This window comes from Hyphococcus aureus (assembly GCF_042643165.1).
Lineage (GTDB): Bacteria > Pseudomonadota > Alphaproteobacteria > Caulobacterales > Parvularculaceae > Hyphococcus > Hyphococcus aureus.
Genome location: NZ_JBHRSH010000001.1, coordinates 1,574,388 through 1,601,037 on the forward strand (window position 1 = coordinate 1,574,388; position 26,650 = coordinate 1,601,037).

At 59.5% G+C, this 26,650-nt stretch carries 28 protein-coding genes; 19 read left to right on the forward strand and 9 right to left on the reverse strand.

The window, feature by feature from the left end:
- Positions 1-65 precede the first annotated feature (65 nt).
- From ACFOOP_RS07715 to ACFOOP_RS07725, 3 genes are all read left to right on the forward strand, one after another.
- Positions 66-458, forward strand: a complete 393-nt coding sequence (locus tag ACFOOP_RS07715) for a helix-turn-helix domain-containing protein (RefSeq protein ID WP_379880317.1) — start codon at positions 66-68, stop codon at positions 456-458.
- Between the two features lie 66 nt (positions 459-524).
- Positions 525-1,346, forward strand: coding sequence for an inositol monophosphatase family protein (locus ACFOOP_RS07720; RefSeq protein ID WP_379880318.1), 822 nt, complete (start codon positions 525-527; stop codon positions 1,344-1,346).
- A 64-nt stretch (positions 1,347-1,410) separates the two neighbouring features.
- A complete protein-coding gene (locus ACFOOP_RS07725; protein WP_379880319.1) occupies positions 1,411-1,839 on the forward strand; it encodes a c-type cytochrome in 429 nt (142 codons plus the stop codon).
- Between the two features lie 9 nt (positions 1,840-1,848).
- Here the strand turns inward: ACFOOP_RS07725 and ACFOOP_RS07730 are convergent, their stop codons facing one another.
- The 3 genes from ACFOOP_RS07730 to ACFOOP_RS07740 are packed head-to-tail and all read right to left on the reverse strand — an operon-like array spanning position 1,849 to position 3,994.
- Positions 1,849-2,781, reverse strand: a complete 933-nt coding sequence (locus ACFOOP_RS07730; RefSeq protein WP_379880320.1) for an alpha/beta hydrolase — start codon at positions 2,779-2,781, stop codon at positions 1,849-1,851.
- Positions 2,778-3,095 carry a hypothetical protein gene (locus ACFOOP_RS07735; protein WP_379880321.1) on the reverse strand — a complete coding sequence of 106 codons (318 nt, stop codon included), beginning with the start codon at positions 3,093-3,095 and terminating at the stop codon, positions 2,778-2,780. The genes ACFOOP_RS07730 and ACFOOP_RS07735 overlap by 4 nt, the downstream gene beginning before the upstream one ends.
- Entirely contained in the window at positions 3,095-3,994 is a 900-nt protein-coding gene (locus tag ACFOOP_RS07740) for a class I SAM-dependent methyltransferase (protein ID WP_379880322.1), read from the reverse strand. Before ACFOOP_RS07740 ends, ACFOOP_RS07735 begins: the two co-directional genes overlap by 1 nt.
- Positions 3,995-4,194: 200 nt before the next feature.
- Here ACFOOP_RS07740 and ACFOOP_RS07745 point away from each other — a divergent pair, with 200 nt between their 5' ends.
- The 4 genes from ACFOOP_RS07745 to ACFOOP_RS07760 all read left to right on the forward strand — a co-directional run bounded on the left by ACFOOP_RS07745 (position 4,195) and on the right by ACFOOP_RS07760 (position 6,895).
- On the forward strand, positions 4,195-4,656 hold the full coding sequence (locus tag ACFOOP_RS07745; protein ID WP_379880323.1) for an Hsp20 family protein: 462 nt from the start codon (positions 4,195-4,197) through the stop codon (positions 4,654-4,656).
- 133 nt (positions 4,657-4,789) lie between these two features.
- Entirely contained in the window at positions 4,790-5,041 is a 252-nt protein-coding gene (locus ACFOOP_RS07750) for a hypothetical protein (RefSeq protein ID WP_379880324.1), read from the forward strand.
- A gap of 129 nt (positions 5,042-5,170) precedes the next feature.
- The gene (locus ACFOOP_RS07755; RefSeq protein ID WP_379880326.1) at positions 5,171-6,013 is read left to right on the forward strand and encodes an SDR family NAD(P)-dependent oxidoreductase; all 843 of its coding nucleotides are present in this window, start codon (positions 5,171-5,173) and stop codon (positions 6,011-6,013) included.
- A 42-nt stretch (positions 6,014-6,055) separates the two neighbouring features.
- Positions 6,056-6,895, forward strand: a complete 840-nt coding sequence (locus ACFOOP_RS07760) for a beta-etherase (RefSeq protein WP_379880327.1) — start codon at positions 6,056-6,058, stop codon at positions 6,893-6,895.
- A gap of 35 nt (positions 6,896-6,930) precedes the next feature.
- On the opposite strand, the gene ACFOOP_RS07765 is transcribed toward ACFOOP_RS07760, so the two are convergent.
- Both ACFOOP_RS07765 and ACFOOP_RS07770 read right to left on the reverse strand, forming a co-directional pair.
- Positions 6,931-7,572, reverse strand: a complete 642-nt coding sequence (locus tag ACFOOP_RS07765) for a histidine phosphatase family protein (protein ID WP_379880328.1) — start codon at positions 7,570-7,572, stop codon at positions 6,931-6,933.
- Between the two features lie 41 nt (positions 7,573-7,613).
- Positions 7,614-8,405 (reverse strand): inositol monophosphatase family protein, encoded by a 792-nt coding sequence (locus tag ACFOOP_RS07770; RefSeq protein WP_379880329.1) that lies wholly within the window; start codon positions 8,403-8,405, stop codon positions 7,614-7,616.
- 161 nt (positions 8,406-8,566) lie between these two features.
- Here ACFOOP_RS07770 and ACFOOP_RS07775 point away from each other — a divergent pair, with 161 nt between their 5' ends.
- From ACFOOP_RS07775 to ACFOOP_RS07820, 10 genes are all read left to right on the forward strand, one after another.
- Positions 8,567-10,078: a lipopolysaccharide biosynthesis protein gene (locus tag ACFOOP_RS07775; protein ID WP_379880330.1), complete on the forward strand. Its 1,512-nt coding sequence runs from the start codon at positions 8,567-8,569 to the stop codon at positions 10,076-10,078.
- Between the two features lie 107 nt (positions 10,079-10,185).
- Positions 10,186-11,895, forward strand: a complete 1,710-nt coding sequence (locus ACFOOP_RS07780; RefSeq protein WP_379880331.1) for a class I adenylate-forming enzyme family protein — start codon at positions 10,186-10,188, stop codon at positions 11,893-11,895.
- A 15-nt stretch (positions 11,896-11,910) separates the two neighbouring features.
- Positions 11,911-13,113, forward strand: coding sequence for an acyl-CoA dehydrogenase family protein (locus ACFOOP_RS07785; protein WP_379880332.1), 1,203 nt, complete (start codon positions 11,911-11,913; stop codon positions 13,111-13,113).
- A 23-nt stretch (positions 13,114-13,136) separates the two neighbouring features.
- Positions 13,137-14,276: an acyl-CoA dehydrogenase family protein gene (locus ACFOOP_RS07790; RefSeq protein WP_379880333.1), complete on the forward strand. Its 1,140-nt coding sequence runs from the start codon at positions 13,137-13,139 to the stop codon at positions 14,274-14,276.
- 34 nt (positions 14,277-14,310) lie between these two features.
- Complete coding sequence (locus tag ACFOOP_RS07795; protein ID WP_379880334.1) at positions 14,311-14,766, forward strand: MaoC family dehydratase; 456 nt, start codon at positions 14,311-14,313, stop codon at positions 14,764-14,766.
- 10 nt (positions 14,767-14,776) lie between these two features.
- The gene (locus tag ACFOOP_RS07800) at positions 14,777-15,697 is read left to right on the forward strand and encodes an SDR family NAD(P)-dependent oxidoreductase (protein WP_379880335.1); all 921 of its coding nucleotides are present in this window, start codon (positions 14,777-14,779) and stop codon (positions 15,695-15,697) included.
- 11 nt (positions 15,698-15,708) lie between these two features.
- Positions 15,709-16,905, forward strand: coding sequence for an acetyl-CoA C-acyltransferase (locus tag ACFOOP_RS07805; protein ID WP_379880336.1), 1,197 nt, complete (start codon positions 15,709-15,711; stop codon positions 16,903-16,905).
- Complete coding sequence (locus ACFOOP_RS07810; RefSeq protein ID WP_379880337.1) at positions 16,906-17,271, forward strand: MGMT family protein; 366 nt, start codon at positions 16,906-16,908, stop codon at positions 17,269-17,271.
- Positions 17,268-17,942 (forward strand): DJ-1/PfpI family protein, encoded by a 675-nt coding sequence (locus ACFOOP_RS07815; protein ID WP_379880338.1) that lies wholly within the window; start codon positions 17,268-17,270, stop codon positions 17,940-17,942. The genes ACFOOP_RS07810 and ACFOOP_RS07815 overlap by 4 nt, the downstream gene beginning before the upstream one ends.
- Before the next feature lie 131 nt (positions 17,943-18,073).
- A complete protein-coding gene (locus tag ACFOOP_RS07820; protein ID WP_379880339.1) occupies positions 18,074-18,631 on the forward strand; it encodes a BPSL1445 family SYLF domain-containing lipoprotein in 558 nt (185 codons plus the stop codon).
- On the opposite strand, the gene ACFOOP_RS07825 is transcribed toward ACFOOP_RS07820, so the two are convergent.
- From ACFOOP_RS07825 to ACFOOP_RS07835, 3 genes are all read right to left on the reverse strand, one after another.
- The gene (locus tag ACFOOP_RS07825; RefSeq protein WP_379880340.1) at positions 18,628-19,635 is read right to left on the reverse strand and encodes an adenosine deaminase; all 1,008 of its coding nucleotides are present in this window, start codon (positions 19,633-19,635) and stop codon (positions 18,628-18,630) included. The genes ACFOOP_RS07820 and ACFOOP_RS07825 overlap by 4 nt on opposite strands.
- A complete protein-coding gene (locus tag ACFOOP_RS07830; RefSeq protein ID WP_379880341.1) occupies positions 19,632-20,192 on the reverse strand; it encodes a hypothetical protein in 561 nt (186 codons plus the stop codon). Before ACFOOP_RS07830 ends, ACFOOP_RS07825 begins: the two co-directional genes overlap by 4 nt.
- 65 nt (positions 20,193-20,257) lie before the next feature.
- Complete coding sequence (locus ACFOOP_RS07835) at positions 20,258-21,997, reverse strand: alkaline phosphatase D family protein (protein WP_379880342.1); 1,740 nt, start codon at positions 21,995-21,997, stop codon at positions 20,258-20,260.
- A gap of 152 nt (positions 21,998-22,149) precedes the next feature.
- Between ACFOOP_RS07835 and ACFOOP_RS07840 the strand changes: the two genes are divergently transcribed.
- Together ACFOOP_RS07840 and ACFOOP_RS07845 are read left to right on the forward strand one after the other, a co-directional pair.
- Positions 22,150-23,676, forward strand: coding sequence for an amidohydrolase (locus ACFOOP_RS07840; RefSeq protein WP_379880343.1), 1,527 nt, complete (start codon positions 22,150-22,152; stop codon positions 23,674-23,676).
- Between the two features lie 26 nt (positions 23,677-23,702).
- Positions 23,703-24,989 carry an amidohydrolase family protein gene (locus tag ACFOOP_RS07845; protein WP_379880344.1) on the forward strand — a complete coding sequence of 429 codons (1,287 nt, stop codon included), beginning with the start codon at positions 23,703-23,705 and terminating at the stop codon, positions 24,987-24,989.
- A 1-nt stretch (position 24,990) separates the two neighbouring features.
- Here the strand turns inward: ACFOOP_RS07845 and ACFOOP_RS07850 are convergent, their stop codons facing one another.
- The gene (locus tag ACFOOP_RS07850) at positions 24,991-26,619 is read right to left on the reverse strand and encodes an ABC transporter permease (protein WP_379880346.1); all 1,629 of its coding nucleotides are present in this window, start codon (positions 26,617-26,619) and stop codon (positions 24,991-24,993) included.
- Between the last annotated feature and the right edge of the window lie 31 nt (positions 26,620-26,650).

Here is a 26,650-nt window from a genome sequence, read left to right on the forward strand (position 1 = left end):
CGTCATAGCTGGCGAGCCGGGACGTGCGATGGGGTGCGTGGCGGGCGTGAGTGGAGTTAAGAATAATGGCGCATCCAATTGACGTGCATGTGGGACGGCGGCTGAGGCAGCGTCGCCGTCTGCTCGGGCTGACGCAGGAAAAGCTGGCTCAGGCGGTGGATATCCGCTTCCAGCAGATTCAAAAATATGAAAGCGGCTCGAACCGCATTTCCGCCTCGCGTCTTTGGTCGTTGGCCAAAGCGCTCGATGTTTCGATTACTTATTTCTTCGAAGGCATGAATGGCGCAGAACCGAAACTCGATTTCGATCTGCGCAGTGAATACGGTTTCGCCGAGACGCCTGCCGAAGGGCTTCTCGACGAAAAGGAAACCATCGATCTGGTGCGCTATTATTATCAGCTTGGGGAAGAGCCGCGCCGTCGCTTGCTCGACCTGGCGCGCGCCCTTTCCGAGAGCTAGACAAGCAAACCCTCCGAGAACTTCTTGCTTGCACCATGACGCGGCGATCATCATGATCGCCGCGTCATGGTTTTCTCACCTGAAGAGTTGAAAGAATTTACCGGCTTTGCGTCGCGGCTCGCCGATGCTGCGCGCGCCGAAACCTTGCCGCGGTTTCGCAAGGGCACGACCATCTTCAACAAGGCTGGTCCCTGGTTCGATCCTGTGACCGACGCCGATCGTGAAGCGGAGCGCGCGTTACGCCGAATGATAGAGAAGATCTATCCCGGCCACGGCGTGCTTGGTGAAGAATTCGCGGAAACCAAAGCTGAAGGGCCGGATTCTGGAAACTGGCGCTGGGTGCTCGATCCGGTGGATGGGACGCGCGCCTTCATGTGCGGAACGACGAGCTGGGCGACGTTGATCGCTTTGGAGCATGACGGCGCGCCAGTGCTCGGCCTCATCGACCAGCCCTTCACGGATGAGCGGTGGATCGGGGCGAACGGCCAAACATTTTACACCAATGGGGGCGAAACGGCGGCCGCGAAAACAAGCGGTCTCACCGAGATCGCAAAAGCGCGCTTGTCGACGACCGACCCGCTCGCGACCGGTTATTTCTCCGACGAAGAAGCGAAGGCGTTTGCGCGGGTTGCGAAAGCGGCCCGGGTCGCGCGTTACTCCCTCGACGCTTATGCCTACGGCCTGCTCGCCATTGGCGAACTGGACATCGTTATCGAAAGCGGCCTGCAGCGCTATGATTATGCGGCGCTCATTCCCGTGGTCGAAGGGGCGGGCGGGGTCATCACCAACTGGCGTGGTGAAGCGCCGGGGGACGATGAAAAAGGCGAATTGATTGCCGCCGCATCGCCGGAACTTCACCGGGCGGCGCTTGAATTGCTGGCCGGGTAGCGCCGTTACAAATCTGACATTTGCGCGCTGTAGAATTCCTTAGCGGCGGACTGGCGGAGGCGTGATGAAAAAGCTCCTTTTATATCTTTCCTTGTTGGCGGCGACAGCGCTCTCAGGATGCGATCTGCGACCCACCTCAAGTTATGGCTTCCGGCTGCCTGACGGCGATGCAGATGCAGGTCGCGAAGTCTTTGTCGAGAAGATGTGTTCGAGCTGCCATGTCATTGAAGGCAAGGAGAGCTTGCGTGAAGGCGTGGAAATTGAAAACACCGTGCCCATTGGCGGCATGACAACGAATGTGGACACCTATGGTCAACTAGTGACCTCGGTCATCAATCCTTCGCACCGGATCGCCCGCGCCTATCGCTCCGACGCCTATTCGGAAGATGGGGTTTCGAAAATGCGCAATTATAATGACGAATTGACCGTCAGCGAACTTATCGACCTGGTCGCTTTTCTTCAGGCGCAATATACTGAATTTCCGGATTACTGACGAGGTGAGTCAGCTGGAAAACACCGGCGCGGTAAAATCATCAAACGCCTTGAAGTAAAGCGCGCGAATGGAATCGCGCTCCATCATGATTTCGTGAAGCGCCCCGGGAATGATCTCAAGGGAGATCATGTCGCTCGCATCTGCGATGATCTTGTGGTCGGCGCCGTCTATTTGCTGTTCGGCGCCGGCGGAGATAATCAGCACGGGGGTTTTAATTCCGGCGAGACCGCCGGGCGCATGCAGCGCGGCGCTTTCTTTCATCGCCGCATTGACCCAGCCATAGGTGGGCGTCGTAGAGGCCGCTTCCGGCGCGGCGAGTTTCAAATCCCGAAATCTTGCATGACGCGTCTTGTCGCTGGTGAAGATATTGTCTTCGAAAATTTCTGAATGATCTTTTGAGCGCGCGGTTTCGGTGCAGGCGAATCCGAGGGTGCATGCTGTCGCGGCGGCGAATGACATGACCTTGTTCTGCGCATCGGGAAAGAGCCGGGTCATGGGCGCGCACAATATGGCGCGCGAAAAGCCTTCGTAACCATCGGCAAGAAGCATCAACCCCGGCAGACCACCCATGGAGTGAGTCATGAGAATATAAGGCCCGCCGAACCTTGGCTTCACATGGCGGTCTGTGAAATCGCGGAGATCATTTTTCAGGGTCTGAAAATAGCCGTTCCATTTCGCGGCGCGGGCGCTGTCCCGGTCGGACAGGCCCTGGCCGCGCCAGTCCATCATGGCGACATTGAGCCCGCGCGCATTCAGATCTCGCACGGTCTCAAAATATTTTTCGATGAATTCCGACCAGCCGGTGACTAGCACGACGGTGCCGCGCGGGGTTTTTGCCGGAAAGAAAGCCGCGCGCAGTTTCGCGCCATCGCTTGCGGTGATCTCTTCAACACTGGCGCCTTCCGGCGCCGGATTATCCGCGATGTCGATGAAATGCGTCACCGGCCTTCCTCCAGTTTGAGGCGCGCCATGACGCTCATATCGCCGGCGACGGCGATGCGCCCGGCGACATAGGCGCTTTCAAGGGAGCGAGCGCTAGCCATGGCGCGGGTCAACGCTTCGCGGCGGCCTCGCCAAAGGCAGCTCGCTTCAACGCCTTTAGGAGCTTTGGCGGAGACTGCCGGCGGTGTCTTGCGGCCATCGACCCATAATGGCGCGCCGTCTTCAGGCGCCAGTTTGATGACGGCGCCAAAAGACGCGGCGAACGCCTTCGCCGCCGCTGCGCTGAGCGCGTCCTGTTCGCCCGCTTTCGTCATTATTCCAAAAGCGCGCCGTCGGCCGCAATCGGTTTGCGGAACTTCAGAGTCATGCGGTCGCTCTCGCCGATGGAATCATAATGGGCGCGGTCGAAATTCGGATCGTCCTCGCCATTAATCTGGGCTGAGCGGCGCACCGGCGGCAGTGTCCAGACGCCGAAGGGGTGATCTTTCGTATCGGCCGGGTTGGCGTTGATCTCCGATGCGGCCTCGAACTCGAAGCCTACGGCTTCGGCCAGCGCCTTTACATCATCCGTATACACATAACCCTTGGAGCCGTCATGGGGGAGGTCGGCGCCGTCGGCGCGGTGCTCGACCACGCCGAGAACGCCGCCCGGTTTCAGGGCGCGATAAAATTCCTCGAACGTCGCTTCTTGATTGCCGCGGCCCATGAAGCTGTGAATGTTGCGGAAGGTGACGACCATGTCGGCGGCGCCTTCAGGGGCGATGTGATGGCCGTCGCCAAGCGTGGTCATTTCAACATCGCCATAAATGTCGGGGGCTTCCACATAAGTCTTGCGGTATGTGTCGAGCGAGGCGCGGGCGCGCTCGCTTGCGCCTTCCGCCGGAAAGCTCGCCGCATAGAACTTGCCGCCGCCGGTCTTCACATAAGGCGCGATGACTTGTGTGTACCAGCCGCCGCCGGGATAGACCTCAACGACGGTCATATCGGGGGTCAGTCCAAAGAACAGGAGCGTTTCTTTGGGGTGGCGTTGCTCATCGCGAGCGCGTTCCTCATCGCTGCGGTGCTCGCCCGCGAGAACGGCGTCCAGCCGGGAGGCGTTATCTAGGGGCGCAGCCTCTTGCTCAGGCGCCGCGGTTTCGCCGCCGCCACATGCGGCGAGCGAGAGGCTCATTGCGGCGGCGAACCCGGCATAAAGGGCTGATTTCAAAGTCATGTTTCGTTCCCATCCAACTGTGGCGGGCTGTTTACCACGGTTTTTCGCCAGTCCGAAACAGGGGCCTCTTGAACTCATACTTTCAGCGCCTATTTCGGTTTGGACGGAGGCCATACCGGCTCCGTTCGCGTTCGTTCCGGCCTGATGGCGGAGCAAAGGACGCGCGCAACCCTCGCTTGAACCAAGGAGGAACCAAGCACATGCGTACTTTTGACTTAACCCCCCTTTATCGCTCGACGGTCGGTTTTGACCGCGTCTTTGACCTGCTCGACACCGTTGGCAAGGCTGAGACCGGCGGCTATCCGCCTTACAATATCGAGCGGCTCGACGAAGACGACTACCGGGTCACACTCGCGGTCGCAGGCTTTTCCGAAGACGAGCTTGATGTTGAGCTTCATGAAAACACATTGACGGTCACAGGCTCGCGCGGCGAGGCTGATGAAGGCCGCACTTTCCTCTATCAGGGCATCGCCGGACGTTCTTTCCAGCGCCGTTTCCAGCTCGCCGAGCATGTGAAAGTGGCGGGCGCATCCCTGGTGAACGGGCTTTTGAACATTGAGCTTCAGCGGGAAATCCCTGAATCTGCGAAACCGCGCAAGATTTCGATCTCCGGCGAAAAAGCCGGCAATGTCAAAATCCTCAAGGATGCTGACGCAGCCTAAGGGAGGCTTATCCCTTAAATTCCCTCTCTAATTGAAATCCGAGATACTCGGGCGCGGGATTTCCTCCCGCGCCCTTTTTTATTCAGGTCCGGCGCGATACGATGACCGGGTACAGCGGGAAGGGATGAGGTCCATGGGTGTGGTGAAAATTGTGGCGGCCGGGCTGGCGTTTGCGGCGCTTGCCGCCTGCGCAACCGATCAGGGCCCGACTTACGGAGATCAGTCGATCTCGATCCCCTATGATCCGTATGATTTCGATCCTGACGATCTTCAGGCGGAGGCTGACGCCCACTGCCGCGCCTATAATCTCCGGGCCGTCTTTGACGGCGAGACCGCGAACCCTCACGAAGTGCGCTGGCGCTACCGCCATTATCGCTGCGTCTGACGGTGTCTGAATTCCGCTTCACATTTTTTGCGGCGCCGTTCCGGCCCTAGAGGATCAAGCTGACTTCCTATCTGGACATGTCGCCCGCGCGCGCTTGCGCTAATCAGGCGTTGCAGAAAGAGGAACGGCATGGCGGTCACAAACTTTGAAGGGCGAACGGCGTTCATTACCGGCGGCGCAAGCGGCATTGGCCTCGGGATCGCCAAGGCGTTGAGCGCATGCGGCGCGCGCATCGTCATCGCCGATCTGCGTCCTGACCATATTGAAAAAGCGCTGGCAGGATTTGCCGGCGGCGCCCAGTCCAACAGCGTCACCGCAATCGAGGTCGATGTCACAAACCGCGAAACCTACGCCGAAGCGGCGCAGAAAATGCAATCGGATTTCGGCGGCGTCGATATTCTCATTAACAATGCCGGCGTTGGTGTTGAGGGGCCAATCCTTGACGCGCGCTACGCCGACTGGGATTTCGGGCTTGGCGTCAATCTCGGCGGCGTTGTCAACGGGCTACAATGCTTCCTGCCGCAAATGATCGCGCATGGCCGCGGCGGCCATGTGGTCAACACCGCGTCGCTCGCAGCCGCAGTGATGATGCCGGAACAATTCGTCATCTATTCGGCGGGCAAGGCGGCGGTGTTGAATCTCTCGGAAAATATGCGCGAGGTGCTGGCCGGAAAGAATATTGGCATGAGCGTTCTCCTGCCCGCTTTTACGAAATCCAACATTCATGAAGCGGCGCAAAACCGGCCTGCCCATCTACGCGATGACAGCGGCTTCGCTGCGTCGGAAAAAGCGCTGTCGGAACGCGAAATCGGCGAAGAGTGGATGGAGCCTGACGAGGTGGGCGAGATGGTTGCTAAAGGCATCCTCAACAACGATCTCTATATCATCACCCATGGTCAGTTCAAAAACCGGATGCGCGAGCGCGCCGAAGCGATGCTCGCCGCAACACCGGATTCGGATTTTCAGTTTTGACGCGCGAATGGTTTCGGGCGCGCGCAGTAAAGGGAGGCTTCAATGGCTAAAGACAACAAGATCACAATTTACGATCTCGCGCTTTCGACCGGGGCGACGATCAGTCCTTTTGTCTGGGCGACAAAATATGCGCTCGCCCATAAGGGCTTTGAGATGGACATTGTGCCGGGCGGTTTCACCGGCATTCTGGAGCGCACGGGCGGCAAGTCCGAGCGCCTTCCGGCGATTGTCGATGACGGCAAATGGGTGCTCGATAGCTGGGGCATCGTTGAATATCTCGATGAGACTTATCCTGACCGTCCTGCGCTGATCCCGCATCCGGGCATCGCGGTTTTGACTCGCGCCCTCGACACCTGGTTCTGGGGCGCTGCGGTGGGCCCATGGATGCGTTGTTACTGCAAGGATTATCGCGATCTCTCCGTGCCGGAGGATCATGAATATGTGACGTCCACACGAGAAAACATGCTCGGGTCAACGCTGGAAGATATGCAGGCCGGCCGCGAAGATCGCCTGCCTGGGATATCACTGGCGCTCGAACCCTTGCGCAAGGCGCTCTATGAAGCGAAATGGCTCGGCGGAGAGGAGCCGAATTATGCGGACTACCGTATTCTCGGCGGCTTTCTCTTCACCGCCTCTGTCGCGAAGATTCCTGCGCTCGCCGATGACGATCCGCTGCGCGACTGGGTCGATCGCTGCTTCGATCTTTTTGGCGGCCTTGGCCGGCATCCGGGCCTGTTCCCGCTCTTCGGTCTCGAACAGCGCGAAGGCGATCCGGATCCGTGGATGAAAGGCGGTCCCTGGGGCGGACAGGCGAAGCGCAATACGGGCCCTGAATCGACGCGCGCCGAAACCGAAGCAATTACCAAATCGAAAGCTGGCTGAAACTACCCATTGGTAGCCTGCCGCCAGGCCTCGCATCAGGCGAGGCTTGGCGGTTCTTGTCCGCCAAAGAGATCTGTCGGACCGGTGTCCGCATCATGGCGTTCACCGCACCACCCGGACGTTTGCTGATAAAGGCAAAAGAAAGTGTCATTCGCTGTCTCAAGACCTAGGGCGTATTCGGGCGATAGCTCGAGCAGATGCGCGATCATCGCGCGAGTGATGAAGCCATGGCTGACAATCGCGATCCGTGAGTCTTTTGTCGCCAAAACATCGTTCAAAAAAGCGCCGCCGCGTTCTTTTAAATCATCAAAATTTTCTGCGTTCGGGGGGCGATAGCGCCACATATCCTGACGCCATGCCGCCCATTCTTCAGGCCAGCGCGTGACAATGTCTGCGTAAAGATTGCCGGACCAGTCGCCGGCGCGCCATTCTTTCAGTCGGTCATCGAATGTGGATGGACGCCCTGTTAAATCGCAAAGAGGTTTCACCGACGCGCGGGTGCGCCGAAGGGGGGAGGCGTAGATTGCGTCAACGCCAAGTTCTGCGACGGCGATGGCTGTCCGTTCCGCTTGCTCGCGGCCCAACTCTGTCAGGTCCGATTCCCATTGCCCCTGCATGCGCCGTTCGGCGTTCCATTCGGTCTGGCCGTGGCGAATAAAATAAAGAGTGCGGGTCATGGTTTTTCGGCGCCTTGTGCAATGGTCCGGGCGCCCTGGCGTTAGGCGCCCTGAATAAGCGCTTTGGCTTTATCGTAGATTTCTGCATTAGCCGCGAGGATCGACCCGCCGGTGATAAAGTTCCGGCCGCCATCGATCTCGCTCACATGTCCGCCGGCTTCGCGCACCAGAATCGCGCCCGCTGCGACGTCCCAGCTATTGAGGTCGCGCTCCCAAAAGGCGTCATAACGTCCGGCGGCGACGAAGGCGAGATCGAGCGCAGCGGCGCCGAAGCGGCGAACGCCAGCGGTCTTTTCAAGCACGCGCTCGGCTTCGGCGAGGGCCTCTTTGCGGCCCGGCTTTCCGGCAAAGGGAAGGCCGCAGGCGAAAAGGCACGCTGTCAGATCGTCACGGCCCGAGACGCGCAGGCGGCGGTCGTTCAGATAAGCGCCTTCGCCTTTCTCGGCCCAGAAAATCTCGTCGGTCGCCGGATTGAAGACGACGCCCGCATAAGGCTGGCGGTCGCGTTCAAGGGCGATGGAAATCGCGAAATGCGGCAGGCCGTGGAGAAAATTCGTGGTCCCGTCGAGGGGGTCGACGATCCACCAGTTGGAATTGTCCGTCCCCTCAATCTCTCCGCGCTCTTCCATGATGAAACCGTATTTCGGCCGGGCGCGGGATAATTCCTCAAAAATGTCCTGTTCGGCTTTGTGGTCTGCGCGGGAGACGAAGTCGGCGGCGCCTTTGCGTGAAACCTGCAGGGCCTGTGACTCGCCGAAATCGCGGATTAGCCCGCGGGCGGCTTTGCGCGCGGCGTTAATCATCACGGTCATCAAGGCGGAAGCGTGGGGCATGGTGGCCGTCCCGGAGGGTTCTGGTGGGTGAGGCGGCGCACCATAGCGATGGCCGCGCGCGGCGCAAGCGCCCATTGACCCTGATTTCAGGTCAGGTCGCCAGCCGCGCCAAACCGGGCTAAGCCCCGGGGACGTAACTGAGCGTCCCTTGCCCGAGCGTCATGTCCGAACCGTTAACCCCTTCGCCCGAATCCGCCTCGCTCACCACTCGTGTTGCGCGCGGGGCGGCGTGGATATTCGGCGCCGGCGTCGCTGCGCGGCTTCTCGGCGCGCTCAATACGATCATAGTCGCGCGCCTCCTTGCACCTGAGGATATCGGGATTGTCGCGACAGCAACCGTCGCCATGCAGCTTCTGCAAGGGATATCCGACATCGGCGTTTCCCAGGCGGTGGTGAAATTCCGCAACGCGGACAGCGACGATCTCAACACGCTTTTCACCCTGTCCGTCATTCGCGGGCTTTTCATCGGCGCGTTGTTGTTCGTCGCCGCGCCGCTGGCTGCGATGTTTTACGGCGATCCGCGCCTGTTCTGGGCGTTTGTCGGCGTCGCGCTGTTTCCGGTGCTGACGGGCTTTCTCAATCCGCGGTTTTATGAGTTCGAACGCGATTTGAAATTCTCGCGCGAATTTATCGTCACCCTTTTCAACCGGCTTACGGGCGTCGCCGTCTCCCTTACCATCGCGATAGTTTTCCGCACCTATTGGGCGATCATCGGCGGCATGCTGGCGAGCGCGATGGTGCAATTGTCTCTTTCCTATCTCCTGCGCCCGCATGCGCCGCGCCTTACCTTTAACTCCTTGCGCAAAGTGTTCGGCTTTTCCGGATGGCTCGCAGGCGTCAGTTTCATGGCGGCGCTGAACAACAAGCTCGACGTGCCGATTCTCGCCCGGCTGGTGGGCGCAGGCGGAACGGGCGTCTATTTTCTGGGCTTTCAATTATCGGAAATGGTGACGGGTCAGATTGCAGCGCCTTTGACGCGGGCGATTTACCCCGGGCTGTCGGAATTGCAGGACGAGCCGGGTCGCATGCGCGTCGGGTTCCTCAAAGGCGTTGAGGCGTTGGGCGCCTTCGCCATGCCGGCCGCCTTCGGGCTTGCTTTCGTGGCGCAGGATCTCACCCAGGTTGTCCTTGGCGAAAAATGGCAGGCGGCGGCGCCGGTGATCGCCTTTCTGGCGCCTGTCATCGGGTTGCAATCGCTGTTTTATGCAACACAGGCCTATGCGGTGGCGCTTGGCCTCACGCGCCTTGTCTTCTTCCGTGAGCTGATCTTTTTCCTGGTGCGGATGCCGGTGTTTGTCTGGGCCGTATTCGCATATGGACTTCAGGGCGCTGTTTTTGCGGTGGCGGCAATGGGGGTCTTCCATGTGGCGCTCAATCTTGCGCTCTACGCCCGGGCGAGCGGCCGGCCCTTTTTCGAGCCGCTTCTCGCCGCGCACAGACCGCTTGGCGCCGTTGGCGCCATGGCGATCTGGTTTCTGGTCTTGCGGCCGCAATTCGGCCCCGTCGCGGACCTGGAGCCGGTCTGGCGGCTAGGCGCCGACATTGTTATGGGCGGTCTTGTCTACACGGCGGCGCTTTTCTCTCTCTGGCGGCTTGGCGGCGCCCCTGACGGCATAGAGCGCCGTATCCTTTCTGCGGCGTCAATGACGGTCCGAAAATTTTCTCCTAACTGAGCCCCGCAACGACTTTTTAGCCGATTAGCTGCACCCGGCTGTTCCGCGCCTTCCCGCCTTCGGCTAGGAAGGGATCAGGGACAAACAGGGTAAGGACATCATCGACTATGGCCGATATGGCGCCGCTCGATCCGGCGAAAACCGCCGCCGCTGCATTTAAATTGCTCGCAGAAAATCCCCTCTTCAAGGTTGGCGAAGCGGAGATACGCGGCAATGTCTACCGGGTTTTCGAAAATGCGCCGCCAAGCCTGGCCGGGCTTTTTGCGCATGCCGCCGCCACCCATGGCGAGAAAGAATTTCTGATTTTCGAAGACGAGCGTCTCAGCTTTGCTGAGCTATGGCGGCGGGCGTGCCGTTTCGCTCATGCGCTACAGGACGAGCTTGGTGTGAAACAGGGCGACAAGGTCGCCCTCGCCATGCGCAATTTCCCTGAATGGTGCGTGAGCTATATGGCGGTGATCTCCCTCGGCGCCGTCGTTGTCCCCCTCAATGCGTGGTGGAAGGACGAAGAACTTCATTACGGGCTCAAAGATTGCGGCGCCAGGATCGTCATCGCCGACGCCAGGCGTCTGGAGTATATTGCGCCTTGCAAAGACGAGCTCGGTCTGACGCTGGTGCTGGCCCGGGAAGGCGGTGAAGGCGCGGATTACCGCTATGAAGACCTGCTCAAGGGCGCAAAAAGCGACGCGCAGCCGCAAGTCGAGATCCATCCTGATGACGATTTTTGCATCGTTTACACATCAGGCTCCACAGGCCACCCCAAAGGCGTTGTGCTGACCCATCGCGGCGCTATTTCAGCGCTGTTTTCCTGGACCTTCATCGCATCTATTCTGAAAGAATTGCGCGGCGGCGTCAGTCCCTTTGGCGATGATCCTGGCATCCTGCTCGGCATACCGCTTTTCCATGTCACAGGATCGCACTCGATCTTCCTGCTTTCCTATATGGTCGGGCGCCGCGTCGTCATGATGTATCGCTGGGACCCGAAAGAGGCGGCGGCGATCATCAACCGCGAAAAACTGACCAATTTCGTCGGCGTGCCGAGCCAGTCTTTCGAACTGATGCAGGCGGTGGGACCGGAAGGGCTGCCGTCGCTGATCGATATCGGCTCAGGCGGCGCCAAGCGCCCGGCGGATCATGTGAAGAAGCTTGCGGCGAAGTTTCAGAACGGCAAACCATCTTCCGGCTACGGATTATCGGAAACCAATGCGCTTGGGTGCGTCATATCCCAGGGCGATTATCAGTTGCGGCCTGATTCCACTGGCCGGCCTGTGCCGCCGGTGACGGACATCAAGATCATGGAAGATGGCGAACAACAGCCTGTCGGCGGCGTCGGCGAAGTCTGGATCAAGAGCCCTGCGAATTTCCGGGGGTATCATAATCTGCCCGAGGAGACGGCGAAGGCGATCACGTCCGATGGCTGGTTCCGCACCGGCGATCTCGGCAAGATGGACGCCGAAGGCTATCTCTATATTGTCGACCGCCTGAAAGACCTGATCATCCGGGGTGGTGAAAATATCTCCTGTCTTGAGGTTGAAAATCGCGTTTACGACCATGGCGACGTCGCCGAGGCGGTGGTCTTTTCCGTGCCGGACGAAGTTCTCGGTGAACGCGTGGGCCTCGTCGTTTACCCTAAAGAGGGGATGACGATTGACGCCGCCGAACTGCGCAACTTTGTTGCGGAGGAACTTGCGGCGTTTAAAGTGCCGGAACGTATCTGGATTTCACCGACCAAGCTGCCGCAGCTCGGCACGGCGAAGTTCGACAAGATCACCGTCAAAAAGATCGCGCTTCAGCATCCGCCTGCGCTGTCTGTTTAACTTTAGGAGCCGCTCATGAGCGACCTCGAAACCTTCCGCGCCGAAGCGCGGGCCTGGCTTGAAGAAAACTGCCCGAAGGAAATGCGCGACGGCGCCGGCGGCGAAGAGAATATCTGCTGGGGCGGTAAGCAGTGGACCTTCCAGTCCGATGCGCAAAAAACCTGGCTCGACCGCATGGCGGCGAAAGGCTGGACCGTGCCGGCATGGCCCAAAGAATATGGCGGCGGCGGGCTTTCCAAGGAAGAAGTGAAAGTCCTTAAAGAAGAAATGCGCAAGCTGAAATGCCGGTCGCCGCTCGAAAGTTTCGGCATCTGGATGCTTGGCCCGGCGCTGTTGAAATACGGAACCCATGAACAAAAATCTCATTTTCTACCGCCCATTGCACGCGGAGAAATTCGCTGGTGTCAGGGCTATTCAGAACCAAACGCAGGCTCTGACCTCGCCTCGCTTCAATGCAAATGTGAAGACAAGGGCGATCACTGGCTGATCAACGGGCAGAAAGTCTGGACGTCTTACGCCGACCAGTCCGACTGGATTTTTGTGCTTGTCCGCACCGATCCGAAAGCGACGAAGCACACTGGCATCAGTTTCATTCTCGTGGACATGGAACAGGACGGCGTTTCGACAAAGCCGATCAAACTGATCTCCGGCAAATCGCCTTTCTGTGAAACCTTCTTTGACGATGCAACGGCGCCGAAGGACTATGCCCCCGGAGTGTCCGCGATCGTCGGCGAGCTCAATAAAGGCTGGGACGTTGCGAAATATCTTCTCACTCATGAGCGGGAGATGATTTCCGCCGGCGGCGGCGGTCTTCTTGGCGGGCGCGGCATGGGCGAGGTTGCAGCGAATGAAATCGGACTTGAACATGGTCGTCTTTCCGATCCGCTTTTGCGCGCCAAAATCGCGCAGGCGGAAATCGACGGCTGGGCGTTTTTGTTGACGCTGGAACGGATGAAAGACGAAGCCAAAGCGGGCCAGGGCGTCGGCGCCAATTCGTCGATGCTCAAATATTACGGCACCGAGTTCAACAAGCGCCGCTTTGAAATTCTCATGGATATCGGCGGCTCCGATGAGCTTGAATGGGAAGGCGAGCGGACCAAAAACGGCAAACTCGCCCGCGGCTGGCTGCGCACCAAGGCCAACTCCATTGAAGGCGGCACCTCGGAAGTGCAGCTCAATGTTATCGCCAAGCGCATTCTTGAATTGCCGGGCGCTTAAACTCGGGCGTAAAAGGAAGTCTCATGCCTCTCGTATTGAATGAAGAACAGGAAATGCTGCGCGAGTCGGCGCGCGGGTTTCTCGATGAAAAAGCGCCGGTCTCTGCTTTGCGCAAACTTCGCGACGACAACAATCCGGACGGGTTCGACCGCGGTCTCTGGAAGGAGATGGCGGAAATGGGCTGGGCCGGCATTCTTGTTGAAGAAGAGCACGGCGGCGCCGATTTCGGTTTCGTCGGCGCTGGCGTTCTCGCCGAGGAGATGGGGCGCACACTGACGGCGTCACCCTTTCTTTCAACCTCTATCCTTGCTGCGACGGCGCTGAAAAAGCTCGGGAGCGATGCGCAAAAACAGGCGAACCTGCCGAATATCGCCGCGGGTGAAACGCTTTATGCGTTGGCCGTCGATGAGCATCGCAAACATCGCCCTGCAAAAATTTCTATGCAGGCGGAAAAACACGGCAATGGCTTCAAGCTTTCCGGTGACAAGACCTTCGTCGCTGACGGTCATGTGGCCGATAAGATTATCGTGGCGGCCCGCTCCGCAGGTGCCGCCGGAGAGCAGAACGGTCTGACCCTGTTCCTCGTGGACGCCAAAGCCAAGGGCGTTTCCGTCGAGCGTACGCAGATGGTCGATAGCCGCAACGCGGCGCGCATCAAGTTTGACGGTGTCGAGGCGACCGGCGATGAAGTGCTGGGCGAAGTCGACGGCGGCTATATGGCGCTTGAAGGCGTGTTGAACGCCGGGCGCGCCGGTCTCGCCGCCGAAATGTCAGGCTCGGCGCAGCAGGCGTTCGAGATGACTGTCAGTTACCTGAAAGAGCGCAAGCAGTTCGGAACCGAGATCGGGACATTCCAGGCGCTGCAACATCGCGCGGCGCATCTCTATTCGGAAATCGAGCTGGCAAAATCCGCGGTCCTCAAAGCCCTACAGGATCTTGACGCCCATTACGGCATGGCCGGGCCGATTTGTTCGTTGGCGAAAGCGAAGGCCGGCGACGTCGCCAAGCTCGCCAGCCAGGAAGCAGTTCAGATGTATGGCGGCATCGGCATGACCGATGAATTCGATATCGGTTTTTACATGAAGCGCATTCGCGTGGCGCAGGAAATGTTCGGCGACGCGGCTTTTCACGCCGACCGTCTCGCGCAAATGCGCGGATACTGATAAGGGCCATAGCGCCGCAGCTTGAGAGAAAACCATGCCCGTAACGACGCCCGACAAGATCGCCGATTTCGTCGGCAAGGAAACCGGCGTTTCCGACTGGATCGCCATTGATCAGGAGCGCATCAATCAATTCGCCGATGTCACCGAAGATCACCAGTTCATTCACATTGACCCGGAAGCGGCGGCGAAGACGCCCTTCGGAACCACCATCGCCCATGGTTTTTTGACGCTCTCCATGCTGTCGAAGCTGGCCTCTGGCAGCGTCATTATCCTTGAAGGCGTCAAGATGGGCGTCAATTACGGTTTTGAAAAAGTGCGCTTCGTCAATCCCGTGAAATCCGGCCAGAATATCCGCGGGCGCTTCACACTGATGTCGGCGGACACCAAAGTGCCGGGCCAGTGGACGCTGAAATATGCGGTGAAGGTCGAGATTGAAGGCGAGACCAAACCCGCCCTGGTCGCCGAATGGCTGACCATGCAGTTTGTATAAGGAGACAGAAATGTCTGAAATCGATTTCAAGAACAAGGTCGCTATCGTCACCGGCGCCGGCAACGGGCTTGGCCGGTCTCATGCGCTGGCGCTTGCCGAGCGCGGCGCCAAAGTCGTCGTCAACGATCTCGGCGGCGCGCGCGACGGGTCGGGCGGCTCGATTTCCGCAGCGCAGGAGGTCGTCAATCACATCAACGCCTCGGGCGGGGAGGCGATCGCCGACGGCGCCAACGTAACCAATGAGGCGGAAGTTGCCGCCATGGTGAAAGCCGCCATGGATAAATGGGGCCGCATCGACATTCTGGTGAACAATGCCGGCATTTTGCGCGACAAGTCATTTCATAAAATGACGCTTGATGATTTCCGGGCGGTAATCGACGTTCACCTTGTCGGCTCCGCCATCTGCACCCACACAGTCTGGCCGATCATGCGCGAGCAGACCTATGGCCGCATCATTCTGACGTCGTCCCCGTCGGGGTTGCACGGCATTTTCGGTCAGGTGAATTACGGCGCGGCCAAAGCCGGCATGATCGGGATGATGAATGCGCTTCATCTTGAAGGCGCGAAATACAACATCAAGGCGAATGTGCTATCTCCGTCCGCCAAAACCCGCATGACCGAAGATCTAGGCATTCCCGAAGCCATTCTCGACCAGATGACGCCGGAAGCCATCACGGCAGCGATGCTGTATCTCGTCAGCGAAGACGCGCCTTCTCGCGCGATTGTGTCCTGCGCCGCCGGCGGTTATTCCCGCGCCTATATCGTTGAGACCGACGGCGTTTATCTGCCGCCGGAAAAACAGACGCCGGAAGAGATCGCGAAAAAGTGGGATGAAATCTCCTCCACCGAGCACGTACATTATTACGAGAATTCGTCAGGCCCGAATATGAACTTTATGACCAAGGCCAAAGATTACGCCATCGGCAAGTAAGGAACATCGCCATGAGAGAAGCTGTCATCGTTTCAACCGCCCGCACGCCCATCGGCAAAGCCTATCGCGGCGCCTATAACAACACGACATCGTCGGCGCTCGCCGCCCATGCGATGACCAACGCCATTGCGCGCGCGAAAGTTGACCCGGTCGAGGTGGAGGATGTTGTGGCTGGCGCAGCGCTGCAGATGGGCACCGCGACGCCGAACGTCGCGCGGCTTTCACTGTTGCGCGCCGGGATGCCGCATTCCGTGCCGGGCCAGTCTCTCGACCGTCAATGCGCGTCCGGCATGATGGCGATTGCGACCGCAGCGAAGCAGGTGATCTCCGACAATATGCAAGTCGCCATCGGCGTCGGTGTGGAATCGATTTCCATGAACCAGACCAAACAGATGTTCGTGCATCCCGATCCGTGGCTTCTGCAGAACCTTCCCTCCACCTATATGCAGATGATCGAGACGGCGGAGATTGTCGGCGACCGTTACAACATTTCCCGCGACGCCCAGGACGAATACGCGTTCCAGTCGCAACAGCGCACCCACGCCGCGCAGCAGGCCGGCAAGTTCGACGATGAAATTGTGCCGCTCGCGAGCGTGATGAAATTCATCAACAAGGAAACCGGCGAAAGCTCCGATGTTGAGGTGAAGCTCGACAAGGACGAGGGCAACCGCCCGGAAACGACCCTCGAAGGCCTCAAGGGCCTGAAGACGGTTTTCAAGGGCGGACAGGTCGTCAAGGAAGGCAAATACATCACCGCCGGCAACGCCTCGCAATTGTCTGACGGCGCCTCGGCCGCCGTGGTGATGGAAGCGAAGGAAGCCTCGAAACGGGGCTTGTCCCCGCTCGGGATTTATCGCGGCATGGCGGTCGCGGGCACGAACCCCGACGAGATGGGCATCGGCCCTGTCTTCGCCGTGCCGAAGCTGCTCGAAAAATTCAATCTCAAAATGGACGACATCGGCCTGTGGGAGTTGAACGAAGCCTTCGCCGTGCAGGTTCTTTACTGCCGCGACAAGCTCGGCATTCCCGATGAGCTCCTGAACGTCAATGGCGGCGCCATTTCCATCGGCCATCCTTACGGCATGTCCGGCGCGCGCATGGTTGGCCATGCGCTGATCGAGGGCAAACGCCGCGGCGCGAAATATGTCGTCTGCACCATGTGCGTCGGCGGCGGCATGGGCGCGGCGGGGTTGTTCGAAGTTGCGTAAGTGACAACAGACTATACAGCGATCCACGTTCTCATCCGCGAAGTGCCGAAAGGCGAGGTCGCAAGCTACGGCATGATTGCGAGTCTCTTGCCCGGCGTCGGTCCGCGTATGGTCGCGCGCGCCATGTGGACGGCGCCGAAAGACCTGAAATGGTATCGCATCCTCACCTCGTCCGGCGCGCCCGCCGATCATTCCGGCGCAGAAGAACAGAGGCGGCGCCTGAAAAAAGAAGGCGTCGCCTTCAAAAAGAACGGCGCCGTCGACTGGGCGCAATGTCGCTGGCGCGGCCCATCGCAAAAGTGGGTGGACAAATCCGGCCGGGAGATTGAAGAGGTGATGGAAATCATCGCCGGCTGGAAAAAATGAACATCACCTTCCTTCTCTTCCCGAACCTGACCCAGCTCGATTTCACCGGGCCGCTGCAGGTCCTGTCGCGGCTGCCGGGCGCGCAGGTTGCGCTGGCGGCAAAGCATAAGGCGCCGGTGCCGACGGACGCCGTGCTGACCTTGAACCCGACGCATGATTTCAGCGACTGCCCGCCGACGGATCTTCTTTGCATCCCGGGCGGGTTCGGCATTGACGACGCCATGCAGGATAAGGAGACGATCGCCTTTGTAAAACGCGAAGGCGCGCGCGCAAGCTATGTGACCTCTGTTTGCACCGGCGCCTTCATTCTCGGCGCGGCGGGACTCCTAAAGGGAAAGAAAGCGACGACGCACTGGGCGTATCACGATGAATTAAAACATGTCGGCGCTGAGCCGGTGCAGGCCCGTGTCGTGCGCGACGGCAATCTTTTCACCGGCGGCGGCGTCACGGCGGGGATCGACTTCGCCTTCACACTGGCGGCGGAGATCGCAGGCGATGATGTCGCCAAGGCGATCCAGCTCGGGCTTGAATATGATCCCGCGCCGCCCTTTCATGCCGGGTCGCCTGACAAGGCGGCGCAGGCGACGCTTGAGGCCATGACGGCGCGCTACGCCCCTCGGGTGGCTGATTTCCGAAAGGCGCTTGCGGCCGCCGCCCAAGGCCGCCAATAGGCGCGCTGGCAGGCTTGTTAAGCTTCTGTTAAGCGGCGCCTTGCGAAGAGTTAAGCCCGCGGCAAGTTCGGCGGCCCTATTATCGCCGAAATGCGGGGCGAGACTCCGCCATGGTTTTTTTGGAGACCTTCATGACCGCCATTCGTTTCATCCGAATCATATTTATCGCGCTTGCGAGCGTGCTCGCGTTTTCCGGCGCTGCTTTCGCCGCCTCCAAGGAAAAAATCGAGCGGCGCACCAACGAAGCGCTCTCCGAATTTCGGGAGGATATTGGCGGCGCCAATGAAGTGCTCGCCAAAGCCAAAGGCGTTCTCGTTTTTCCGCTGATCAGAAAAGGCGGCATCGGGATCGGCGGCGAATATGGTCAGGGCGCGTTGCGCATCGGCGGCAATACGGTTGACTATTATTCGACCGCAGCGGCCTCAATCGGCCTTCAGTTCGGCGGACAGTCGCGCCGGCAGATTATTGTCTTCCTCGATCAGGACGCCCTCGACAAGTTTCGCTCCAGCCAGGGATGGGAAATCGGCGTCGACGCCTCCGTTGCGGTCGTCACGCTTGGCGCCGGTGGCGCGATCGACACGACTCAGTTGAACCAGCCGATCGTCGCTTTCGTCTTCGACAATAAAGGCCTGATGTATAATCTGTCGCTTGAAGGCTCGAAGATCAGCAAGATCCACGAAGACGATTAAACCAGATCAATCGCAGCGAGCTGCGCGCGCTTTTCACCCTCGCTTAGGAACGAGCCGAGAAAACTGTTCCTTGCGAGGGTTTTCACGTCCTCGCGCGTTAGCGGCAGGGCCTCAATCACCGCCTTGAAATTGTCGTTCATATAGCCGCCGAAATAAGACGGGTCGTCGGAGTTCACCGTCGCGCGGAGGTTGAGATCGAGCATTCGTTTCAAGGGGTGCTCGCGCATGTCATCGACAACGCAAAGTTTGAGATTCGATAGCGGGCAGACAGTAAGAGTCATTTCTTCTTTCGCGAGCCGAGCAACAAGCGCATCGTCTTCAAGTGAGCGGTTCCCATGGTCGAGACGGTCGATGGTGAGCAGGTCGAGCGCTTCATAGACATAATCCGGCGGGCCTTCTTCGCCGGCATGGGCGACGAGTTTGAGGCCGCGCTCGCGCGCCATCTTGAACACGCCTTCGAATTTTGATGGCGGGTGCCCGACTTCGGAGGAATCAAGCCCGACGCCATCAATCCGGTCGAGCCAGTTTTCCGCCTGTTTCAGCGTTTCAAACGCGTCTTCCTCCGGCAAATGGCGCAGAAAACACATGATCAGCTTCGCCGTCATGCCGAACTGCGCCTTGGCCATGGACAGCGCCGTCAGGATGCCGCTGATCGCCGTGTCAAAGGAAACGCCGCGCTCTGTGTGTCCCTGCGGGTCGAAGAAGATCTCGACATGACGCACATTGTCGGCGCGCGCGCGGTTGAGATACGCCATGGTCAGATCGAAAAAGTCTTCTTCGGTCAGAAGAACGCTCATCCCCTGATAATAGATATCCAGAAAATCCTGCAGGTTTGAAAATTCGTAGGCGGCGCGGATTTCCTCCAAGGACTTAAACGGAATATCGACCTTGTTGCGCTGCGCTAGTTTGAACAGCATCTCCGGTTCAAGGCTGCCCTCGATGTGCAGATGCAGCTCAGCCTTTGGCAGCGCGGCGGCGTAAGCGATAAGGTCTTGCTTGGTCATGCGGGTTTCCTGAATAGGCGGACGAGCCATGCGACGCCGGCGCCGATAATAGCGGCAAGCGCGCAAACAGTTCCGAGCATCCCGGCCGCGCCTTTGATGTTGGTCATGATTTGCTGCGTCAGTGCGGGCGCGCCTGTGTCGGCTATGTAGTCCGCGGCCATGAGAAAGAGAAGGGCGTCCTCGACGATCTCCGAAGCAAAAAGAATCAGCGGCAGGATGAGGAGAAACCGCAAAGGCGTTCCAGCGAGCTTCAATGTTTTCAGGCCAAGGCCGATCGCGGCTATAATCATCACGGCGTTGAGCAACGCGAAGGGAATGTCAACGGCCTGAAAGATCAAATAATCGCTTGTCGCTTCGCCGAGAAGTGCGAAGGCGCGGGCGGGCTCGCCCTCGGGAAAGCCTTGCAAGGTTTCCGGCAATGGCGCAGCGGCGTCATTGGCGCGGCTCCAGAAACCGGGGCGAATGAAGGCCCAATAAGAATAGGCGAACAACAAGATAAAGCTTACAAGAAACTTCACCCAGCCGGCTTTTTCGATGCTGCGGGAAATAAACTTCATGGCGCCCTCCTGAAGGGCGTTCTACCACACGTCTTTCAGGCGCAAAACCGGAGAAGGCCGCCAGCCTAGTGTCCGAAGAGATAGCGCTCCTTGAAGCCGGCGCCTTTGACGCTGGAAAATTCCGCGCTGTTATCTGTCTTTTTGATATCGAAAGAGGCGTGGACAAAGGCGTTGTAATTACCGCTTTCGATGGTGTCGACGGCTTTATACTCAGCATGCGCGGCGTCGCGCGTGATTGTGAGATCGATAAAGCCGTGATGCTCGCCGGAAAGATAACGCACATCCTTGTTATCGCGATTGGTGAGCAATGCGTATTCGGCCCCCATGCCGCCGAGGAATTCTTTGCGGTAAGGCGATGGCGACGTAACGGAGTGCACGCCAAGCTCGACGCCCATATGGCCGCCATTCTTGTCTACTAGATCGTTCGCCCACCAAGCGTGTGTGTCGCCGGTGACGACGAGCAGCCCTGTATCCCCTGCCTCGCGCGCCAGATTGTAAAACCGCTCGCGCGCCGCCGGATATCCGTCCCATGCGTCGAAATTAAGCGGTAATCCGAGTGCGGACATTTTAACAAACGCCCGCGCTTCATTCCACTGCTCTTCAAGTTCAATGATCTGCGCTTCGTTGACATGCGGGTTGAGGTCCGGCGCCGTCACTTTCGCCATGGTCACCTGATTGGCGATCAGCCGCCATGGCTGGCCTTCTGCGACCGAAGTTCTGAAGGTGCGGTCCAGATAATCGATCTGCGCGGCGCCAAGCATCTCGCGGCTTTCATCCCACAGCACAGTGTCGCGGAAATGGGCGATATCCTCCGGCGTTTGCAAGGTCGGGATGACTTTGGAGTATTCGAATTGTTGCGCACGGGCCATCAGCCGGGTTTCAAGCGCGGCGACGGTCAGGAGATCGCCGAAAGAGAAAGACCGGAAAAAGGCTTCCGGCGCCATTTCCGGTTCGCGCACAGGCTGCCACTCGTAATAGGCCTGCAAGGCGGCGCGCCGGCGCGGCTCCCAGTCGCCTTCGGTTTCGGGATTATGGTTCTCTGCGCCGCCGGACCAGGAATCGTTTGAGATTTCATGATCGTCCCAGATGGCGATCAGCGGATGTTTGGCGTGCATCGCCTGCGACGCCGGGTCCGCTTTATATTGCGCATGACGCTGACGGTAATCGGCGAGGGTGACGCATTCATGCGCGGGAAGGTGCTCGCGTTGCAGTATGCGACCCTGATCGCCGCCATAGCCTTCTCGGCTATATTCATAAATGTAATCGCCGAGATGAATGACCGCGTCGATGTCTTCGTGTCTGGCGACGAGGTCATAGACATTGAAATACCCAAACGGATAGTTCGAGCATGACAGAACGGCAAAGCGCGCCTGATCAATGGCGCCTGTCGGCAATGTTTTCGTGCGTCCCGTAGGTGAATAGACGCCGCCAAGTTCAAACCGGTAATAATAATGCGTACCCGGTTGGAGATCTTCGGCGAGAACTTTCACCGTCCAGTCGCGCGACGCGCCCGTGGTGAACTGGCCTTCGTCCGCTATTGCCGCAAAGTCATCGCTCTTTGAAATCTGCCAGTTGACGGTAAGCGAGGAGGGGGCGGACGACAGCATCTCGTGATCGAGGCGCGTCCATAATACCACAGACGTCGCAGCCGGATCGCCCGAAGCAACGCCATGGGCGAAAGCGCCAGCGGCGCTTTCGTTGACTGCGACATAAGGCGTCATCTTTGGTGAGCTGGCGCAGGATGCTGCGCCTATCGCCGCGCCGGATAAAAGCGCTGCGCGCCGCGTGATCTTGCCCGTTGTCATATTCACTCCCGTCCCCCGGAACCCTGTAAAGCCAGAACCGAATACTGGAGATCCGGCATGCGGATGGGGTGGCCGCGCCCCGTTTTTGCGCTAGTCTTATGACACAAATTATGGCGCAGCCGAAGTCGCGCCTGCAGCTAGTCGAGGGACCTATGCGAAAAACGGGATGGACGGCGCTTGCCGTTCTGATGCTCAGCGCTTGCGCCCAGCAAAACGGGGCGGATAGCGAGGAAGCGGCTGATGCTGCGGCGCCGGCCAAAACGGAAACCGCCGCCAAGTCAGATGAAAAGACGGATGACAAGAAAAAGGCGGACGGCGCGATTCATCCGCCGCTGGACCCCTATCCGTCGACCTATGAGCCTTATCCCGGGGAAACGGTGCTGCTGACCGGCGCGACGCTGCTCACTGGCGCGGGGGAGCGCATCGACAATGGCGCGGTGTTGATCGCCGACGGCAAGATCACCGCTGTGGGCGCTGCGGGCGACATCGAGGCGCCGGAAGGCGCGCGCACCGTCAACGCCAATGGCAAATGGATCACGCCTGGCATCATCGACATTCACTCCCATCTCGGGGATTACCCGTCACCCTCAAACGCCTCGACGTCGGACGGCAATGAGATCGTATCGCCAAACACCGCCTATGTGTGGGCCGAACATTCGGTCTGGCCGCAGGATGCGGGCTTTACCCGGGCGCTGGCGGGCGGGATCACCTCTTTGCAAGTGCTGCCGGGGTCGGCCAACCTTTTCGGCGGACGCTCGGCGATCCTTAAAAACGTGCCGTCACGCTCCGTACAGGGAATGAAATTTCCGGGCGCACCGTATGGTCTGAAAATGGCCTGCGGCGAAAACCCCAAGCGCGTTTATGGCGAGCGGGGCGGGCCGGGCACACGCATGGGCAATTTCGCCGGCTATCGATCTGCATGGATAGAAGCGGCCGCCTACAAGAAGAAGTGGGAAGATTACTGGGCCGACTATGACGAGTGGGTCGAAGATGATGATGACGACAAGGGCGATGCGCCGGAAGCGCCGACGCGCGATTTGAAGCTGGAAACCCTTGCCGGTGCGCTGAATGGCGACATCACTGTCAACATGCATTGCTACCGCGCCGATGAAATGGTGCAGGTGCTCGATATGGCCAAGGAGTTTGGTTATAAAGTGAGAACCTTTCACCACGCCATCGAAGCTTACAAGGTCGCGGACTATCTCGCAGAGAATGATGTCTGCGCCGCCATGTGGGCTGACTGGTGGGGTTTTAAACTCGAAGCGTTCGACACGGTTGGCGAAAATATTGCGCTGGTGCACGCCCAGCCCGGCGGCTGCGCCATTGTCCATTCCGATGATGCGCTCGGCATTCAGCGCCTCAATCAGGAAGCGGCGAAAGCCATGGCTGACGGGCGCCGCATTGGCGTCGAGATTGAACCCGAGGACGCAATTGCGTGGCTGACCGCCAATCCGGCGAAAGCCATGGGCATTCTCGATCAAACCGGCACGCTTGAGACCGGCAAGATGGCTGACGTTGTCGTCTGGAACGGCAATCCGTTCTCGGTCTACGCAAAGGCCGAGAAAGTCTATATCGACGGCGCGCTCATGTATGACCGGTCGGATCCGTCGCGCTCGCCGCGTATGGATTTCGAACTCGGTCTTCATGACAACAGCTTTACGGGCGGGGCAGGACAATGATAGGCGCAACAAAGAAAGCAACTCCCATGAAAATGCTCACCGCTTTCATCGCCGCCGCCGCCGCAGTTTCTGCGGCCTCGAGCGCGCAAACCGTCGCCATCATGGATGGAACCGTGCACACGGTTTCCGGCGGCGTCATTGAAAATGGCGACGTCATCATTCGTGACGGCCGCATCACCCAGGTCGGCGCCGATCTTTCGGCGCCTGCGGGCGCGAGCGTCATTGACGCTTCGGGCAAGGTGGTTACGCCGGGCCTCTTTGCGCCTGTGTCCACAATCGGACTGGTCGAGATCGGCGCTGTCGACGACGCCAATGATGCGTCGCCGGCGCAGGAGCCAGTCGGCGCCTTTCCCCTTGGCGCTGCGCTGAACGCCATAGACGCCTACAATCCCTCTTCGGTGCTGATCCCGGTGAACCGGGCGGCGGGCGTCACCCGCGCATTGATGGCGCCGGCCGTAGGGCCGACAATCTTCGCCGGCCGAGCGGCCGTGATTGATATGTCGGGCCGGCCAAATTCCGTCACCCGCGCAGAAGCGGCGCAATATGTCGCCATGGGCGAGCGCGGCGCTGAACGCAATGGCGGCACCCGAATGGGCGCATGGGCGGTGTTGCGTGAATATCTCGATGAGGCGCGTTCATATCACGCCAATCCCAATGATTATATTCGCCGTCCTCATGACGGGCGTTTTGCGATTTCCGATCTGAAAGCCCTTGGCCCCGTCATCAATGGCGAACAGCCGCTGATCGTCGCCGTGAACAGCGCCAATGATATTCGCGCCACGATCAGGTTCAAAAACACCTATCGTCTGAACGTGATTATTGTCGGCGCTTCTGAAGGCTGGCGCGTCGCGCGCGAGATTGCGACGGCGAATATTCCGGTGATTACCGACGGCCTCTACAATCTGCCAGGCGAGTTTGAGGATATTGACGCCACGTTGAAAAATGCGGCGCGCCTGAATGAAGCGGGTGTGAAAGTCTCCTTCACCGAGGGCGCGCACAATATCCGCCTTATTCGCCAGCATGCGGGCAACGCCGTCGCCGAAGGTCTGCCTTTCGATGCGGCGCTTGCGGCGATCACGCTTAACCCGGCCACCATGTACGGGCTGGGCGATCAGCTTGGCTCCCTTGAGGCGGGCAAGATCGCTGATGTGGTGATCTGGGACGGCGATCCTCTGGAAGTGACGACCCGGCCGGAAGCGGTGTTCATCAATGGCCGTCCGCAGGATCTCAACAACCGTCAGAAAATGCTGATGGAGCGGTATCGCGATCTCGAACGGGGTGATCTTCCCTTCGCCTATCGCGGCGCTGACTAAATTAACTCGCTGTTTGAGTTTCCAGACCCGCAAGCGTTTCGCGCTTGCGGGTTTTTTGTTGGTTGTCTGCGATCAGGCTGAGGGCGATGGCGGGAACAAGCCCCAGCGCAATCAGGATCAAGGCGGCAGGCGCCGCGTCCGCAAGGCGCTCGTCTGCGGCGAGGCGATAAATCTGGGTGCTGAGGGTTTCAAAATTGAAAGGCCGCAGGATTAGTGTCGCCGGCAATTCCTTGGCGATGTCGATTGCGACGATCGCGGCGCCGGCGAGGAGCGAGAGCCGCGCCAGAGGCCAATGCAATTCTCTAATGATGCGCTCTGGAGACGCGCCAAGCGTTCGCGCGGCGCCGTCCATTTGCGGGCTGATTTGAACCAGCCCGCCTGCGGCGGCGTTGTATCCGGCGGTGAGGAAGCGCGCGACATAAGCGTAAAGCAAAATGAGAACGCCGCCGGCGATGGTGTGGCCTGAGAGGCGCGCGAGACTCGCCGAAAGCGCCAGGACGCCGATCGCCATCACCGCGCCGGGCACCGCATAGCCAAGCGTCGCTGCGCGCAGCGCAAATTTGATCGCCCGCCCTCGGGCCGCCCGCGCGCCATAGGCCAGAAGCAACGACAGGAAAAGCGCAATGACGGCGCCGGCGCATGCGATCAGGGCGGTGTTGGCGCTCGCCTCCGCAAGGTTGCGCATGATAATCGGGTTCATTTCCGGCTGCAGCTTGGAAAGAAGAAGCCCTGCCGGGGCGATAAAACCGAAGAACACGGGAAGAAGGCAAAGAAAGAAGGCAAGACTCCCGTGCAGCGGAGACAGTTTGAGCCTTTGCGCCTTGCGCTGGGCGCGCACATCTTCGCTGGCGCGGCCCTTGCGGCTGGCGCTTTCCATCAGGACCAGCATCAGCGCGACAAGAAACAATCCCGTCGCAAGCTGCATGGCGCCCGTAAGATCACCACGCCCATACCAGGTGCGAAAAATGCCGACGCTTAAAGTGGGCACGCCGAAAAAATCAGCAACGCCGTAATCGGCGGCGATTTCCATGAGCGCCAGCGCAAGACCGCCAAAGAAGGCCGGACGGCTCGCCGTCAGCAAGACGCCAAGACTTGCGCGCAAGGGGGAGGCGCCGAGCGCGCGCGCAGCCTCCATCAATGCGCCTGACCTTGCGCTAAGCGAAGCGCGCATGGCGAGATAGACATATGGATAAGTCGTCAGCATCAGGACAAAAGCGGCGCCGGGAAGGGACCGGATTTCCGGCAAGGCTGCCGCGCCGAGAACATCGGCGACGGGCCCGAAGGGGCCGAAAATATCGCCATAGGCGTAAGCCGCGACATAGGCCGGAATGGCGAAGGGAAGCGCCAGCGCGATGGCGAGCATCCGTCGCCCGGGAAACTCGGCAAGAGAGACAAGCAGGCTGGCGCCGGCGCCGATCAGTCCGGCGCCCAATCCGGCAAGCCCGCATAGAAAGAGCGTTGTTGTGAGATAGCGCAGGCCCAGACCGGTCATGAAAAGGTCTGGCCCGGTTCCATCCCCGCCCGTCGATCCGGCAAGCACGGCGGCTATGGGCACGGCGGCGGCGAGTGCGATCAGGAGGATCACGGCTGCGCCGCGCCACCCGCCTGATTTCGCCCGCCTTTGTCTCATGGTCGTCCAGCCTTGCTCTTAATTCTCGTTA